This is a genomic window from Allobosea sp. LjRoot90, from assembly GCF_964254315.1.
Lineage (GTDB): Bacteria > Pseudomonadota > Alphaproteobacteria > Rhizobiales > Beijerinckiaceae > Allobosea.
The window spans coordinates 1-16,096 of the sequence record NZ_CAXUTF020000007.1 but is presented as its reverse complement, the minus strand read 5'-3'; the positions used below and the strand labels follow the sequence as shown (position 1 = coordinate 16,096).

General features: G+C 66.4%; 14 protein-coding genes. 7 read left to right on the top strand and 7 right to left on the bottom strand.

Annotated elements, in window-relative coordinates; genetic code table 11:
• Positions 1 to 54 precede the first annotated feature (54 nt).
• A complete protein-coding gene (locus ACSQ3M_RS22325) occupies positions 55 to 459 on the top strand; it encodes a DUF6463 family protein (RefSeq protein WP_436152274.1) in 405 nt (134 codons plus the stop codon).
• 8 nt (positions 460 to 467) lie between these two features.
• On the opposite strand, the gene ACSQ3M_RS22320 is transcribed toward ACSQ3M_RS22325, so the two are convergent.
• The 3 genes from ACSQ3M_RS22320 to otnK form a co-directional block, all read right to left on the bottom strand.
• Positions 468 to 1,997: a malonate--CoA ligase gene (locus tag ACSQ3M_RS22320; protein ID WP_436152273.1), complete on the bottom strand. Its 1,530-nt coding sequence runs from the start codon at positions 1,995 to 1,997 to the stop codon at positions 468 to 470.
• 38 nt (positions 1,998 to 2,035) lie between these two features.
• Positions 2,036 to 3,364: a malonyl-CoA decarboxylase gene (locus tag ACSQ3M_RS22315; RefSeq protein ID WP_436152272.1), complete on the bottom strand. Its 1,329-nt coding sequence runs from the start codon at positions 3,362 to 3,364 to the stop codon at positions 2,036 to 2,038.
• Between the two features lie 83 nt (positions 3,365 to 3,447).
• Positions 3,448 to 4,713, bottom strand: a complete 1,266-nt coding sequence (gene otnK, locus ACSQ3M_RS22310; RefSeq protein WP_436152271.1) for a 3-oxo-tetronate kinase — start codon at positions 4,711 to 4,713, stop codon at positions 3,448 to 3,450.
• Between the two features lie 353 nt (positions 4,714 to 5,066).
• Here otnK and ACSQ3M_RS22305 point away from each other — a divergent pair, with 353 nt between their 5' ends.
• From ACSQ3M_RS22305 to ACSQ3M_RS22285, 5 genes are all read left to right on the top strand, one after another.
• On the top strand, positions 5,067 to 6,572 hold the full coding sequence (locus tag ACSQ3M_RS22305) for an ABC transporter substrate-binding protein (RefSeq protein WP_436152270.1): 1,506 nt from the start codon (positions 5,067 to 5,069) through the stop codon (positions 6,570 to 6,572).
• A 217-nt stretch (positions 6,573 to 6,789) separates the two neighbouring features.
• Positions 6,790 to 7,734, top strand: coding sequence for an ABC transporter permease (locus tag ACSQ3M_RS22300; RefSeq protein WP_436152269.1), 945 nt, complete (start codon positions 6,790 to 6,792; stop codon positions 7,732 to 7,734).
• An 8-nt stretch (positions 7,735 to 7,742) separates the two neighbouring features.
• Entirely contained in the window at positions 7,743 to 8,603 is an 861-nt protein-coding gene (locus ACSQ3M_RS22295) for an ABC transporter permease (protein WP_436152546.1), read from the top strand.
• Positions 8,604 to 8,626: 23 nt separating this feature from the next.
• The gene (locus ACSQ3M_RS22290) at positions 8,627 to 10,429 is read left to right on the top strand and encodes a gamma-glutamyltransferase family protein (RefSeq protein ID WP_436152268.1); all 1,803 of its coding nucleotides are present in this window, start codon (positions 8,627 to 8,629) and stop codon (positions 10,427 to 10,429) included.
• Between the two features lie 10 nt (positions 10,430 to 10,439).
• On the top strand, positions 10,440 to 11,165 hold the full coding sequence (locus ACSQ3M_RS22285) for a DUF1028 domain-containing protein (RefSeq protein ID WP_436152267.1): 726 nt from the start codon (positions 10,440 to 10,442) through the stop codon (positions 11,163 to 11,165).
• Positions 11,166 to 11,357: 192 nt separating this feature from the next.
• Here ACSQ3M_RS22285 and ACSQ3M_RS22280 read toward each other — a convergent pair whose 3' ends face one another.
• From ACSQ3M_RS22280 to ACSQ3M_RS22265, 4 genes are all read right to left on the bottom strand, one after another.
• A complete protein-coding gene (locus ACSQ3M_RS22280) occupies positions 11,358 to 12,314 on the bottom strand; it encodes a dihydrodipicolinate synthase family protein (RefSeq protein ID WP_436152266.1) in 957 nt (318 codons plus the stop codon).
• A gap of 71 nt (positions 12,315 to 12,385) precedes the next feature.
• Positions 12,386 to 13,375 carry a TRAP transporter substrate-binding protein gene (locus tag ACSQ3M_RS22275; protein ID WP_436152265.1) on the bottom strand — a complete coding sequence of 330 codons (990 nt, stop codon included), beginning with the start codon at positions 13,373 to 13,375 and terminating at the stop codon, positions 12,386 to 12,388.
• 33 nt (positions 13,376 to 13,408) lie between these two features.
• A complete protein-coding gene (locus tag ACSQ3M_RS22270; protein ID WP_436152264.1) occupies positions 13,409 to 14,677 on the bottom strand; it encodes a TRAP transporter large permease in 1,269 nt (422 codons plus the stop codon).
• Positions 14,677 to 15,303, bottom strand: a complete 627-nt coding sequence (locus ACSQ3M_RS22265; RefSeq protein WP_436152263.1) for a TRAP transporter small permease — start codon at positions 15,301 to 15,303, stop codon at positions 14,677 to 14,679. The genes ACSQ3M_RS22270 and ACSQ3M_RS22265 overlap by 1 nt, the downstream gene beginning before the upstream one ends.
• 85 nt (positions 15,304 to 15,388) lie before the next feature.
• Between ACSQ3M_RS22265 and ACSQ3M_RS22260 the strand changes: the two genes are divergently transcribed.
• Entirely contained in the window at positions 15,389 to 16,054 is a 666-nt protein-coding gene (locus tag ACSQ3M_RS22260) for a GntR family transcriptional regulator (RefSeq protein WP_436152262.1), read from the top strand.
• The last annotated feature ends 42 nt before the right edge of the window (positions 16,055 to 16,096 follow it).

Genomic DNA, 16,096 nt, shown 5'->3' with positions numbered 1-16,096 from the left:
CGCAACCGTATGGTCTGGATGTACAAGCCCCAGGCTGAAGCAGGAGGTCGCAACATGATCCGCTGGAGCGCGCGAGCCCTGGTCGCTCTCGGAATCCTGCATCTGCTGGTGCTGGGCCTCGACGCACGCGGCGAGATTTCAGGCTGGCTCGGCCTGACGCAGTGGACACTGGCGCATTGGCAGCCTTTCGCCGACCAGCCGCGCGAGCTTGCCGCCAGTGGTGCCGCATTCTGGTCGACGATCGGAAGCTTTGCGATACCGAGCATTCTGCTCGGTTGCCTGATCCTGCATCTCGACGCGCGTAGCCAAGCGGTTCCGGCCTTTGTCGGCTGGGGACTGCTGGCCTGGTTTGCGGTTTGTGCGCTCCTGGTCGAGCCGAGCGGCTTTCCCGCCGGCCTTCCCGTCGCCGCCGCGCTCCTTGCCGGGATCAGGAGGCAAGCGCGCTCCGGCACCAGCTGAGAGGCAGCCTACTCCCCCGCCTTGAGCTGCTTGGCGTAGATGTCCTTGTACTGGTCGCGCAGCAGGTTCTTCTGGACCTTGCCCATGGTGTTGCGCGGCAGGTCGGCCACGATGAAGACCTGCTTCGGCAATTTGAACTTGGCGAGACGCTGCTCCAGCGCCTTGGCGATGCCGGCGGCGGAGATATCGGCGCCAGCCTTCGCCACCACCACGGCGGTGACACCCTCGCCGAAATCGGGATGCGGGCAGCCGATCACGGCGCTTTCGATCACGCCTTGCATCTCGTCGATCTCGGCCTCGACCTCCTTGGGGTAGACGTTGTAGCCGCCGGTGATGATCAGGTCCTTGCCGCGCCCGACGATGTGGACGTAGCCAGCCGGATCGATCTTGCCGAGATCGCCGGTGATGAAGAAGCCGTCCGTCCTGAACTCGGACTTGGTCTTCTCCGGGTTGCGCCAATAGCCCTTGAAGACATTCGGCCCCTTGACCTCGATCATGCCGATCTCGTCGCGGGCGAGCTCCTTGCCGCTCTCCGGATCGGTGACGCGCGCCGAGACGCCCGGCAGCGGGAAGCCGACCGTGCCCGCCACCCGCTCCCCGTCATAGGGATTCGAGGTGTTCATGTTGGTCTCGGTCATGCCGTAACGCTCGAGGATGGCGTGGCCGGTGCGCTCGCGCCATTCGCGATGCGTCTCGGCCAGCAGCGGCGCCGAGCCGGAGACGAAGAGGCGCATATGCTTCACCGCCTCCTTCGACAACCTCTGGTCCTGGAGCAGGCGGACATAGAAGGTCGGCACGCCCATCATGCTGGTCGCCTTGGGCAGGTGTTTGAAGACCTGCTCGGGATCGAATTTCGGCAGCAGGATCATCGCGGCGCCGGCAAACAGGATGACATTGGTCGCGACGAAGAGGCCGTGGGTGTGGAAGATCGGCAAGGCATGCAGCAGCACGTCGCTCTTGCCGAAGCGCCAGTAGTCGACCAGCGCCAGCGCGTTCGAGGCGAGGTTGTCATGGCTGAGCATGGCGCCCTTGGAGCGCCCGGTCGTGCCGGAGGTATAGAGGATGGCGGCGAGATCATCCGCACCGCGCGCAACATCGGCGAACTCGACTGAGGCGGCACTGGCCTTGTCGAGCAGGCTTCCGGTGCCGACGCCGAGCGCCTCCAGCTTGGCGCCAGCCTTCTCGGCGAAGGGCTTCAGCGCCTCGGCCTTGGCGGGATCGCAAACGAAGACGGCCGGCTCGGCATCGCCGAGGAAGTACTCGATCTCGGCCGGGGTATAGGCGGTGTTGAGCGGCAGGAAGATCGCCCCGGCACGGACCGTGCCGAGATAGAGCATCAGCGCCTCGATGCTCTTCTCGACCTGGACGGCGACCCGGTCGCCCGGCTTGACGCCGAGCGCCACCAATGCATTGGCGAAGCGGGCGGAGACCGCGACCATGTCGGCATAGGAATAGGTCCGGCCGTCATCGAGGAACGCGAAGGGCGCGTCCGGCGCCGGCATGCGGGCCTTGATCAGGTCGAACAGATGATTGCCCATGATTTCGGGTCCTTTCAGGCATTTCCGTGGTGTGTTGTTCAGTGCTTGGCCGGCCGCAGCAGCTTCTTGACCGAGGACGAGGCGACCACGGTGTTGCGGCTGGCGAAGGCTTCGTGATTGACCTCGATGTCGTCGAGCTCATAGCGGTAATTGACCATCACGCCGTGGGACTCGCGCTGCCCCCGGTCGGAGAGGTTGCCGCCGACATTGATGCGCTCCAGCCGCGCGCCATTGCCGAGATGAAAGCGGGCGACCGGGTCGATCACGCGGCCCGACGAGGTCCGGGCTCGCAGCATGTAATGCGCCAGCATCTGCCCGAGCAGCTTGTCGCGACGGGCTTCGGTCACCTCGTCGAGCGCCACGACCTCGGCCGGCGCCTGCATCAGCAATGCGGCTTCCTCGTTGGTCAGGCCGAGCTCGGCCGGCTCCGCCAGCGCCGGTCCAAGCCAGCGGGCAAAGCCTGGCACCGGCGAGAGCGTGACGAAGACGTCAAGCCCCGGCAGCTCCCGCTTCAGGTCCTCGGCGACCTGCTTGATCAGGAAATTGCCGAAGGAGATGCCGCGCAGCCCCTCCTGGCAGTTCGAGATCGAATAGAACACCGCCGTGGTGGCGGAGGAGGCCGGCAGGACCTCGCGTTCCTCGCTCAGCACATCAACGATGCGGCTCGGGTTTTCGCGGGTCAGTGCGACCTCGACGAAGATCAGCGGCTCGTCGACGAGTTGCGGGTGGAAGAAGGCAAAGCAGCGCCGGTCGGCCGGTTCGAGCCGGCGGCGCAGATCGTCCCAGTCCTTGATGGCGTGGACCGCCTCGTAGCGGATGATCTTCTCCAGCACGTTCGCCGGTGTCGTCCAGTCGATGCGGCGCAGCACCAGGAAGCCGCGGTTGAACCAGGACGCGAACAGGTGGCGGAAATCGGCATCAACAGCCGAAAGCTCCGGCTCCTGCTTCATCGCCTCGAACATGGTTTCCCGCATGCGCACCAGCACATGGGTACCGCCGGGCGCGAGGTTGAGGCGGCGGAACAGCTCCTGCCGGCGCGGCTCGGAGGCGAGATGGAGTTGGCCGATCGCCTCGGCGTCGGGATAGTCGCGATAGCGCTCCAGCGCGGCGTCGAGCCGCTCGCGATCGGGCCCAAAATGCTCCTGCAGCAGGCGGAAGAAGCCCAGTCGCCCGGCCTCGTCGAGCCGTTCCCACTCATCGAGCACGGCCTGCGCCAGCGCCATGCCGGACGCCTCGCCGCGCCCCGAGAGCAGGTCCTCGCAGAGCTTGTCGAGCGGCCGCCGGCGGTTCGAGGCGAAACGCTCGAAATTGATCAGCGCCCGGCCGCGATCGGCGACGCTGGTCAGGAGATCGCCAAGAAACGCCATCTGAACCCCCAAAGGCCTGCAATCAGCGCCATCCTATACGAGTTTGCCGCAGTGCAAACGCGCAGCGCCGCGACACGATCGCGCTACTTCAACAGGTCCCACGCCTTGAGGAAAAAATCGGGCGCGCCGAAATTCCCCGACTTCAACGCCACCACCATGTCCGGCCCGTCGACGACGCGGGTCCAGGGCACGCCGGGATCGATCTCGGGGCCGATCTCCAGCGTGCGGATGGCAAGCCCCTGCACGACCGCGCCGGAGGTCTCGCCACCGGCCACGAGCAGGTGGGTGATGCCGCCGGCGTTGAGAAGCCGCGCGGCTTCGGCAAAGGCATGCTCGACGGTCTCGCCGGCCTGGTCGCGGCCGAGCTTATCCTGCACCGCCGCGACCTCGGCCGGGTCATCGCTGGAGTAGACGAGGAAGGGCTTGTCGGCCTGCTGCGCCAATGCCCAATCCGCCAGGTCCTTCGCGGTCTGGCTGCCGTCGGCGAGCGCCAGAGGATCGACCTTCAGCGCCGGGACGCCAGCGGCCAGGGCCGCCTTGATCTGACCGCGCGTCGCCGCCGAGCAGCTGCCGGAGATGATGCCGGCGCGGCCGGCCGGTGCGGAGAGGTGCGTCGCGGTCTCGCGCCAGGGCAGCAGCCCCGCCTTGCGGAAGTTCTCGGGCAGGCCCATGGCGATGCCGGAGCCGCCGGTGAGCAGGACATGGTCCGAAATGGCCTCGCCGAGCACCGTCAGATGGCCATTGTCGAGCGCGTCGGTGACGACGTAGCGTACGCCGTCGGCCGCCAGCTCGGCCAGACGCTTGCGGACGGCAGCGGCCCCCTGGTTGACGGCCGCGTAGGAGGCGAGCCCCACCTTCTGCCCGGTCTGCGCAGCCATCAGCCGCATCAGGTTGGAATCCCGCATCGGCGTCAGCGGGTGGTCCTTCATCGAGCTCTCGTGCAGCGGCACCTCGCCGACGAAGAGATAGCCCTGGAAGATCGAGCGGCCATTCGCCGGGAAGGCGGGGCAGACGATGGCCTGATGAGCATTGAGCCGCTGCATCAGCGCATCGGCGACCGGGCCGATATTGCCCTGTGCCGTCGAGTCGAAGGTCGAGCAGTATTTGAACAGGATCTGCCGCGCGCCAGCCGCCAGCAGCGCCTCGCAGGCCGCGAGCGAATCCTCCACAGCTTCGGCGACGGGGTTGGTGCGCGACTTCAACGCGACGACGACGGCATCGGCCTCGGGCAGTTTTGCGCCGGCAGCAGGCGCTCCGATGACCTGGACCGTGCGCATACCGGCGCGGTTCAGCATCAGGGCGACGTCGGTCGCGCCCGTCATGTCGTCGGCAATCACACCCAGCAGCATCGTTCGACCTTTCCGTTGGACGTGCCTCACAAGCATGCGGGCAGCGTCCGGCAAATTTTGCATACCAGAATCGAAGCGGACGGCGACAGAGCCCGATCGCGCCGCTGCCATGCGGGTGCCGGGAGCGCGCTCGTCATACTGTATCCATTGCACCAATCGCGCTGGCGTGGAATGTTTCAGCCAACGCTCGGCGGAGACAAGACGAGCCTATCGACGATCACCTCGAAATGCGCCAACTTGGTACCGAATGGGACCAAGTCAGGAATGACCCGCGGGGCTGCCAGAATCGCCGAAGAGCGAGGCCGCACCGGTCAGCGGGCCACTATCAAAGCAAAACAAACAGGGGAACAGCCATGAAACGTATCGTTCTGCTGGCGTCGGCCACCTTGCTCGGCCTCGCCGCACTTCCGGTCCAGGCCCAGTCGCCATCGACCTTGCGGATCGGGCTCCAGGAAGATCCCGATATGCTCGACCCGCACAAGGCCCGGACCTTCGTCGGCCGCATCGTCTTCATGGGCCTGTGCGACCGTCTCGTCGACATCGACCCGGAGTTGAAGATCACCCCGCGGCTCGCGACCGAATGGTCGTTCTCAGGCGACGGGCTGACGCTGACGATGAAGCTCAGGACCGACGCCAAGTTCCATGACGGCGAGACCTTCAACGCCGAGGCGGCCAAGGCCAATCTCGAGCGGGCGATGACGCTGCCGGATTCGCTGCGCAAATCGGAGCTCGCCTCGGTCGAGAGCGTCAGCGCCCCCGATCCGGCGACCCTCGTCTTCAAGCTGAAGCGCCCCGATGCGACGCTGCTCGCGCAGCTCACCGACCGCGCCGGTATGATGCTGTCGCCGAAGAGCCTCGGCCCCGACATCACCGCCAAGCCGATCTGCTCCGGCCCCTACCAGTTCGTCGAGCGCGTCCAGAACGACCGGATCGTGCTGGAGAAGTTCAAGGGGCACTGGGAGGCGGCGAACTACCAGTTCGACCGCATCGTCTACCGCGCCATTCCCGACACCACCGTCCGCCTCGCCAACTTACGCGCCGGCGAACTCGACATGCTGGAGCGGCTGGCGCCGACCGATGTGAAGTCGGCCAAGGCCGACAAGAGCCTCAAGATCGAGAGCACTGCCAATCTCGGCTATCAGGGCATCACCATCAACACCGGCCATGGCGACGCCGCCAATCAGCCCATGGGCAAGGACAAGCGGGTACGACAGGCACTGTCGCTCGCCATCGACCGCAAAGTGCTGAGCCAGGTCGTGTTCGAAGGGCTCTATGAGCCGATGATCCAGCCCTTCAATCCCGGCAACCAGTATCTCTCTGCCGCCTTCCCCGTGCCGGCGCGCGACGTCGCCAAGGCCAAGGCGCTGCTGAAGGAGGCCGGGGTCGCCAAGGTCAGTGTCGATCTCTTCGTCACCAACAACCCCGTCGACGCCCAGCTCGGCCAGGTCATCCAGGCGATGGCGCAGGAGGTCGGCATCGACGTCCAGATCCGCTCGACCGAGTTCGCCAGCCAGTTGCGCGACCAGCAGCAGGGCAAGTTCCAGATGAGCCGGATCGGCTGGTCCGGCCGCATCGACCCGGATGGCAACATCCATCAGTTCGTCACCAGCAAGGGCAACCAGAACGACGGCAAGTATTCCAACGCCGAGGTCGACAAGCTGCTCGACGAGGCCCGCACGATCTACGACGTCGCCGAGCGCAAGAAGCGCTACGACGCCGCCCAGAAGATGCTCCAGGACGAGCTGCCGATCGTCTATCTCTACAACCAGACCGTCTTCTTCGCGCTGCGCTCTAATCTTCAGGGCTTCGTGATCAATCCCGACGGGATGATCCGGCTCTCGGGACTGAAGCGGTCGTGATCACGCATTCCGGCTGGCGCGGGCGCCACCGCCCTACTCTCTCCCCCCTTGTGGGGGAGGGTTGGGGAGGGGGGCATGCAACGCTCCCGCGCTCTAAATCCTGGCGAGCGGTGCGTGCAGCGCGATCAGCCGCGCGGCTGACTACCCCCCTCTCTATCTCTCCCCCACAAGGGGGGAGAGAAGCGCCCTCCCCGGCCCACGACAGCGATCGGCAGCCATGCTCGCCCTGATCGGCCGCCGCCTCGTGATCGCGATCCCGACGCTGTTCCTGGTGTCGCTGTTCGTGTTTGCCCTGCAGCGGGCGCTGCCCGGCGATCCGTTCCTGGTGATCGCCGGCGAGGAGCGCGACCCCGAGGTGATCGCGCGCCTGCGCGAGATCTACCGGATGGACGACCCGATCGTGGTGCAGTTCTTCGCCTGGCTCGGCCAGGTGATCCAGGGCGATTTCGGCCGTTCGCTGCGCACCGGCGAGCCGGTGCTCGGGCTGATCGTGCAGAAGCTCGGCGTCACCTTCCAGCTGGCGGTCGCTTCGATGCTCATCGCTGTCGGCATCGGCATTCCCGCTGGCATCATCGCGGCGCGGCGCAAGGATACCCTCGCCGACTATTCGGCGAGCGCGGTCGCGCTGTTCGGCCTCTCAGTCCCGCATTTCTGGCTCGGGATCATGCTGATCCTGCTGGTCTCGGTCGAATTGCGCTGGCTGCCGGCCTCGGGCTTCGAATCGATCTTCAGCGACCCGCGCGCCGCGATCGAGCGCCTGATCATGCCGGCCTTCGTGCTCGGCGGCGGGCTCGCGGCCTCGCTGATGCGCCATACCCGCTCGGCCATGCTCGAAGTGCTTCAGTCCGACTATGTCCGCACCGCGCGCGCCAAGGGGCTGGCTGAGGATGCGGTCATCAACCGGCACGCGCTGCGCAACGCGCTGGTGCCGATCATCACCCTGTCGACGATCCTGTTCGGGGAACTGCTCGCCGGCGCGGTTTTGACCGAGCAGGTCTTCACCATTCCCGGCTTCGGCAAGCTGATCGTCGATGCGGTCTTCAACCGCGACTACGGCGTCGTCCAGGGCGTGGTGCTCTGCACCGCGATCGGCTTCATCATCATGAACCTCCTCGCGGATGTCCTCTACATCCTCGTCAATCCGCGCCTGAGGGACAGCTGATGGGCGCCATGACCGTCCGCGCCACCGGGGCGACCCTTCAGGGCCGCGGCTCCTTCCGCAAGCTGATGCGCAGCCGCTCGGCCCGGATCGGCGGCCTGATCGTGCTGGTCTTCGTCGCGATGGCGCTGCTGGCGCCGTTGCTGCCGCTCGCCGATCCCTTGAAGTCGAACTTCCTCGCCATCCGCAAGCCGCCCTCCGAGCTCTATTGGTTCGGCACCGACGAGCTCGGGCGCGACCAGGTTTCGCGGCTGATCTTCGGCGCACAGGCCTCGCTGCTGGCAGGCATCATCTCGGTCGCGATCGCGCTGGCGGTCGGCGTGCCGATCGGCCTGATCGCCGGCTGGTATGGCGGCTGGATCGACGCGGTGATCTCGCGTGTCACCGAGGCGCTCCTCGCCTGCCCCTTCCTGATCCTGGCGATCGCGCTCGCGGCCGTGCTCGGCCCGTCGCTGACCAATGCGATGATCGCGATCGGGCTCTCCTTCGCGCCAATCCTGATCAGGCTGGTGCGGGGACAAGTACTCGCGATCAAGAACGAGGAATTCGTCGACGGCGCCCGCTCCATCGGCGGGGGCAGCCTCTACATCCTGTTCCGCCATGTCGCGCCGAACACGCTCTCGCCGATCATCGTGCAGGCGACGCTGTTCATGGCGCAGGCGATCGTGCTCGAAGCCGCCCTCTCCTTCCTCGGCCTCGGCCAGCAGCCGCCCTCCCCGTCCTGGGGCCAGATGCTCAACGTCGCCAAGAACTTCATGGAGCAGGCGCCGTGGATGTCGGTCGCGCCCGGCGTCGCCATCTTCCTGGCGGTTCTCGGCTTCAACCTGCTCGGCGACGGCCTGCGCGACGCGCTCGACCCCAAAGAATCCTGACCTGCCTATCTAGGGAACCAACCATGTTCACTACCCGCCCCGAGATCCTCGGCACCTTCGGCGTCGTCACCTCGACGCATTGGCTCGCGACCGCCTCCGGCATGGCCATGCTTGAGAAGGGCGGCAACGCCTTCGACGCCTGCGCCGCCGCCGCCTTCGTGCTGCAGGTGGTCGAGCCCCATCTGGTCGGCCCGGCCGGCGACATGCCGGCGGTGTTCTATTCGGCCGAGACCAAGAAGGTCGAAGTGCTCTGCGCCCAGGGACCGGCGCCGGCGGCGGCGACGATCAAGGCCTACAAGGACCTCGGCATCGACATCATTCCCGGCGACGGCCTGCTCTCGACCGTGATCCCCGGCGCCTTCGGCGGCTGGATGACGATGCTGCGCGATCATGGCCGCTTGCCCCTGCGCGAGGTGCTGGAGCCGGCGATCGGCTATTTCGAAAACGGCCACCCGATGCTGCCGCGCGTCTCCGACACGATCGCAGGGTTGACCGATCTCTTCAGCAATGAATGGCCGACCTCCGGCGCGGTCTACCTGCCTGGCGGCAATGTCCCGAAGGGTCGCGAGCTCTTCCGCAATCCGGCGGCGGCCAACACTTACAAGCGCATCCTCGCCGAGGCCGAGGCCGCCGGTGGCGATCGGCAAAAGCAGATCCAGGCCGCCTATGACTGTTGGTACAAGGGCTTCGTCGCCGAGGCGATGGACGCCTTCTGCCGTACGGAAGCGCCGATGGATTCGACCGGACGGCGTAACAAGGGCCTGCTCACGGCGCAGGACATGGCCGGCTGGACGCCGCATTACGAGGCGCCCGCAAGCGTGACCTATCACGACTGGGAGGTGTTCAAGATCGGCCCCTGGGGCCAGGGTCCGGTCTTCCTGCAGACGCTGAAGATCCTCGAAGGCATCGACCTTGCCAGCATGGGCCCGGCGAGCCCCGAATTCATCCATCACGTCACCGAAGCGATGAAGCTCGCCTTCGCCGACCGCGAGGCCTACTACGGCGACCCCGACTTCGTGAAGGTGCCGCTGGCGACGCTGCTCTCGGAGGATTATGCGCGGGGCCGCCGCGAGCTGATCGGCGCCGAGGCTTCGCTGGAAATCAGGCCGGGTGCAGTGCCCGGCTTCGAAGCCCAGGTCGCGCAGGCGCTCGCCAATATCAGGATCGCCGGCCAGCACGGTGCCAAGGGTGGCGCGACCGTCGGCGAGCCGACGCTGGCCTCGATGGTCGCCTCCTCGCAGCGTGGCGACACCGTCCATATCGACGTGATCGACCGCTGGGGGAACATGGTCGCGGCGACGCCGTCGGGCGGCTGGCTGCAATCCTCGCCGGTGATCCCCGAGCTCGGCTTCCCGCTCAACTCGCGCGCCCAAGCCTTCTTCCTCGAAGAGGGCCTGCCCTCCTCGCTCGCACCCGGCAAGCGCCCGCGCACGACGCTGACCCCGACCATCGCCTTCGAGAACGGGCAGCCGCGCCTCGCTTTCGGCACGCCGGGCGGCGACCAGCAGGAGCAATGGCAACTCGGCATGTTCCTGCGCCGGGTGCATCACGGGCTCAACCTGCAGGAGGCGATCGACCTACCGCTGTTCCACACCCAGCATTTCCCCTCGACCTTCTATCCGCGCGAAGCGCGGCCGGGTCATCTCACGGTCGAGGAGAGCGTCGGCGAGGCTGTCCTGGCCGATCTTGTCCGGCGCGGCCACAAGCTGGAGACGGCGCCGGCCTGGACGGTCGGGCGGCTGACCGCGGCCGAGAAGAGCGCCAGCGGCCTCTTGCGCGCCGCGGCGACGCCACGTCTGATGCAGGCCTACGCCGCCGGCCGCTGAGGAACTGCCTATGACCTGGTCCATCGTCGCTCGCGATGCCGCGACCGGCGCCTTTGGCGTCGCCGTCTCGACCTGTGCCTTCGCCGTCGGCGCACGCGTACCCTATGGCGGCGGCCGCGTCGGCGCGATCGCGACCCAGGCCTTCGTCAACCCGCTCTACGGCGTCGATGGCCTGAAGCTGCTGCAGGAAGGCCGGTCCTCGGTCGAGATCATCGCCAATATGACCGCGGCCGATGAAGGCCGAGCGCACCGGCAACTGCACCTGATCGACCGCGACGGCCGCACGGCGTCCTATACCGGCAATGCCTGCATCGACTGGTGTGGAGCCGTCGACGGGCCGCAGGTCTCGGTCGCCGGCAACATGCTGGCCGGGCCGGAGGTCGTCCAGGAGACGCTCAAAGCCTATGTCCAGAACTCGGGCCTCGATTTCGACGAGCGCCTGCTGGTCGCGCTCGAAGCCGGCGAGAAGGCCGGCGGCGACAAGCGCGGCCGGCAATCCTGTGCGATCCGGATCTGGGCAGGCGAGCCGGTGCCGAATTTCGACATCAGGGTCGACGACCATGCCGAGCCGCTCACGGAGCTGCGCCGGATCTGGCGGGTGGCGCATCAGCGCTCCGTGCCGTTCCAGCAGGCTTCGCCCTCGCGGGCGCGGCCGGCCGGCGTCACCGACCGGGCCGAGCTCGACCGGTTGTGCAGTGAATATGCCGCGACGTGGAATGCGCGGCATCCGGGGTAGGCTCCGCAGAACCCCTCTCCCGGATGGGAGAGGGGCAGGGGTGAGGGACTGCCGCTGATTATTGATACGAGGCAGTGCCGCCGCGCCTTCTGCGGTTAGGGCAGGCCCTCATCCCTACCCTTCTCCCACTCGGGAGAAGGGTTCCCCGCGCTCTTCATCCGGCACTTCGCCCGAGAATGACGCCTTTGAGCCTCACGCCGCCTTTGCGGCCCGGCCTTCCGCTGCCCACTTGGCGTACCAGCTCTTGAAGCGGCGCCACTCGCTCTCGACGTAGTTGCGCTGGGCGTCGGAGAGCTTGTCGGCCTCGTTGAAGTGGCGCTCGTAGGCCTTATGCCCCTCCAGCACCATCAGGTGCTTGTAGTAGAGCACGAGGTCGACGCCCTCGTCGAAGGACGACAGCACATAAAGCGCTCGCTCCAGCTCGAGCGCATCGCGCTCGGCCTGCGGATCGCCGGCGGCGGCCTTCTGCGAGAGCGCGACGAGGTGCAGCACTTCCTTCGGCAGGGCATTGCCGATGCCGGTGATCGCGCCGCCGGCGCCGCAGCGGATGAAGCCGTGCGTGACCTGCGTATCGACACCGACCATCAGGGTCAGCTTGGGATCGCGGTTGGTGATGTGCTCGGCCGCATAGGTCAGCGCCGCACCGCCACCGAACTCCTTGAAGCCGACGAGGTGCGGATAACGCTCATGCAGCGCAAAAAAGAGATCAGCCTTGGTCTCGTAGCCGTAATAGGGGCTGTTGTAGATCACCGCCGGCAGATCGACCGCAGCCGCCAGGATGCCCTCGAAATGGGCGCGCTGGGCCTGCAGCGAGGAGCCACGCGAGAGCACGCGCGGGATGACCATCAGGCCCTGAGCCCCGGCCTTCTTGGCGTGGGCTGCGATGGCAGCGGCGCGCTTCGGGTTCTGCGCGCCGGTGCCGACGATGAGCGGGATACCGCCCTTCACCAGCGCCTCGACGCCCGCCATGCGCTGCTCGTCGGTGAGCAGCGGCCAGTCGCCCATCGAACCGCAATAGACGACGGCCGACATACCGGCGTCGATCAGGTGGCGGCCGGTGCGCACGAGCTCGTCATAATCGACGTCGCCCGAGGCGGTGCAGGGGCTCATCAGGGCGGGAATCGTACCGCTGAAGATGTTCTTGGTCATGGCAGGGGTCCGCTCGCGGGAGGAAGGCGGCTGCGGGACGTATCGCCCGCAGCCTTGATTGTAGCCTGAGATCAGGCCGAGATCGACTTGCCGGCCTTGCGCAGGTCGGCGAGGACCGGCGCCTTGGGCAGCCAGATCTTGTCGAACTCGGCGACGACCGCTTCGGCGTCCTTGGGATTGGCGAGCTTGAAGTTGGCGCCGGCCGCCTTGAACTGCTCGACGAGCTTGGGCTCGTTGATGGCAAGCGCGTCGATCTGCTCGTCGAGCGCAGCGCGCACCGTCTTCTGGATCAGCTCGCGATCGGCCGCCGGCATACCCTGCCAGACGCGGCCCGAGGCGAGCGCGATCACCGGCATGAAGATCGCGTTCATCTGCAGGATGGTCTTCGAGACCTTGTCGAAGCGCTGGTTCCAGGAGAACTCCAGATCAGCCTCGAGGCCGTCGACCTGGCCGTTGGTCATGGCGTCGAAGACCTGCGGCGTCGGGATCGGCGTCGGGGCGGCGCCGAGCAGCTGGTAGAAGTCGCGATAGACCGGTGTCGGGTTAATGCGCAGCTTCATGCCCTTGAGGCCGGCGACGCCGTCGATCTCCTTGGCGGCGAAGACGGCGCGCATGCCGGTGATGCCCCAGGCCATGCCGACGCAGCCCGTCTCGCGCGGCAGCACGTCGAACAGCTTCATCGCGACGGGATCGCGCACCAGCTTGGCGATCTTGGCGGTGGAGTCGACGATATAGGGCGCGGTGATCGCGCCGATCGCCGGCACGCGCGAGCCGAGCTCGGCGGCCATGATCCAGCCCATGTCGAGCGCGCCGGACTGCATCTGCTGCAGCATCGCCGCCTCGTTGCCGAGCTGGCCGGAGTGGAAGACCGTCAGGTTGAGCCGGCCATTGGTCTCGGCCTTCAGGCGCTCACCGACCTTGACGGCCGCGACGTTCCAGGGATGGCCGTTCGGGGTGAGGATGCCCAAGCGCAGCTCCCTGCTCTGGGCGAGCAGCAGCGCCGGCTTGGCGATCGGCAGGGTGGCAGCGGCAGCGATCAGATGGCGGCGTGAAATGGTCATGACGGAACTCCCCTTATTGGTTGACGAACGAACTCACTTCACCAGGACCAGCGACAGCCATGGGTAGATCGAGAGCAGGACCAGCAGGACGCAGGAGATGATGAAGAAGGGCAGCGTCACCAGGAACATCTTGCCCGGCTTGGCTCCCGTCACCGCGGCGGCGACGAAGAAACACAGCCCCACGGGCGGCGAGAGCAGGCCGAGCACGAGGTTGATCACCACCACGACGCCAAAATGGCGGGGATCGATATTGTAGACCTCGGTCGCGATCGGCAGCAGGATCGGCACGGTCATGATCAGACCGGGAATGCCGTCGATCACCGTGCCGATGACCAGCAGGATGACGTTGACCAGCAGCATGAAAGTCACCGGATCCTTGGCGATCGCCTGGATCGAGGCTGCTACAGCCTGCGGGACCTTGCCGTAGACCAGTACCCAGGAGAACACGGCAGCGGCCGCGACGAGGAAGAGCACGATCGCCGAGTAGACGCCGGCGCGCAGCATCATCTGCGGCATCTGCCCGAACTTGAGTTCCCTGGTCCAGTAGCGGCCGATCAGCGCCGCTGCGACCGAGCCGACGGCTGCCGCCTCCGTCGCATTGGCGAAGCCGCCGAGGATCGAGCCGACGATGACGATCGGGATCAGCAGCGTCGGAGCCGACTTCAGCACGATCCTGGCCCGCTCGCGCAGGGAGAGCTTGTCGCCGGCCGGGTAGTTGTAGACGAACCCCATGGCGGCGATGATGAGGAAGAACAGGATGGTCAGGAGCACGCCCGGCACGATGCCAGACAGCAGCATGTCGCTGACCGAGACCTGGGCCAGCACGGCATAGACCACGAACATCACCGAGGGCGGGATGATCGGCCCGAGCATGCCGCCATAGGCGGTCAGGCCGGCGGCGAAGTCCTTGTCGTAGCCCTTGCGTTCCATCTCCGGGACCATGACCTGCGCCATGATCGCGACCTGGGCCGTGGCCGAGCCGAGGATCGAGGCGACGAACATGTTGGCGAGGATGTTGACATAGGCGAGCCCGCCCTTGAGCGAGCCGACGAAGGCCATGGCCAGGTCGACGATGCGGCGGGTGATGCCGCCGCCGTTCATGATCTCGCCGATCAGGATGAAGAGCGGGATGGCGATCAGCCCGTAGCTGTCGACGCCGCCGAACATCTGCAGCGGATAGTTCGGCAGAAGCTGCATGTTGCCGGTCGCCGCCATGTAGACCAGCGCGCCAAGGCACAGGCACAGCGCGATCGGCACGCCGGCCAGCATGATGCCGAGGAAGGCTCCAATCGTGAGTGCCATCAGTTCACCACCCCGTCGGCATTGGCGGCAAAGCCCGGCAGCTCCTGCCTGGCGACGAGGTCGAGATCCTCGAACAGGTTCGCCAGCGCGTGCAGCGTCATCGACACCGCGAAGAGCGGCATGATCAGGTAGATCACCCAGGTCGGCCAATTCAGCGTCTGGGTGCGCTCGGTGTAGATGAAGTTGAAGGACTGGCCGGCATATTCCCTGGCGTCGAAGCCCGCCTGCGCGATACCGACCGGGTCGAGCCAGAGCCAGCACATCACGCCGAGCGCGATGCCGAACAGGATGACGCCGAGGGTTGCGATGATGCGAAAGATCGCGACACCGCGCTCGGAGAAGCGTTCGGTCAGCATGGTCACCGCAAAGTCGAGCCGCATGCGCGTCATCGCGGAAGCGCCGATGAAGGTCAGCCAGACGACGCTGTAAACAGCGGATTCATCGATCCAGTAGATCGGATGGCCGGCGTAGCGCGTGATCACGTTGAGCAGGATCAGCGCGGCGAGCAGGAACATCAGCGCCTGGATCGCACGGTGCTCGGCCCGGAGCAGGCGCCCGGAGAGCGCGACGATCGCCAGCGGCACGGCCATGGAGCGGCTTTTCGCCGCGACAGCTTCATTGCTCATTCTTGTCTTCCCCTGATCGTGTTGTAGATTGTATAAAATCTACGTGTCAATGGTTTTCCTCAACGCGATCAGCTAGGGTCGACCAATGTCCCCACCCCTGAAGCACCGCACCCTGTCCTCGGCGATCGTCGATCGCCTGCGCCAGGATATCCTCGACGGCAGCTATCCGGCCGGCTCGCAATTGCGGCAGGACGCGCTGGCGCAGGCCTTCGAGGTCAGCCGCATCCCGGTGCGCGAGGCGCTGTTCCAGCTCGAGGCGGAGGGTTTCGTCAGGATCGTGCCGCACAAGGGCGCGATCGTCTCGGGGCTGTCGCTGGACGAGATCAACGACGTCTTCGAGCTGCGCAAGCTCCTGGAGCCGCGGCTGCTGGCGAGCTCAGTGCCAACACTGACGGAAGAGGATTTCGCGGCGGTCGCCGGGATGGAAGCCGCCTTCGAGCAGGCCATGACGGCCGGCGACATCAGCCGCTGGGGCGTGCTCAACGCTGATTTCCACCTGGCGCTTTATGCGCGGGCGACACAGCCGCGCACGCTTTCGATCGTCTCAGGGCTGCTGCAGACCAGTGACCGCTATACGCGACTACAATTGCAGCGCAGTTCGTCGATCGAACGGGCGCAAGCCGAGCACAACGAGCTGATCCGGCTCTGCCGCGCGGGAGCGATGAAGGAGGCGTGCCGCCTGCTCGTCGACCATATCGAGCTGGTTCGGCGCGACCTGGTCGCGTTCCTGGAGGAGCGCGGGAAGGGGTAAGTTCGGCGGCGCATCAATGTAGGCGATGACAGACGGGACGGA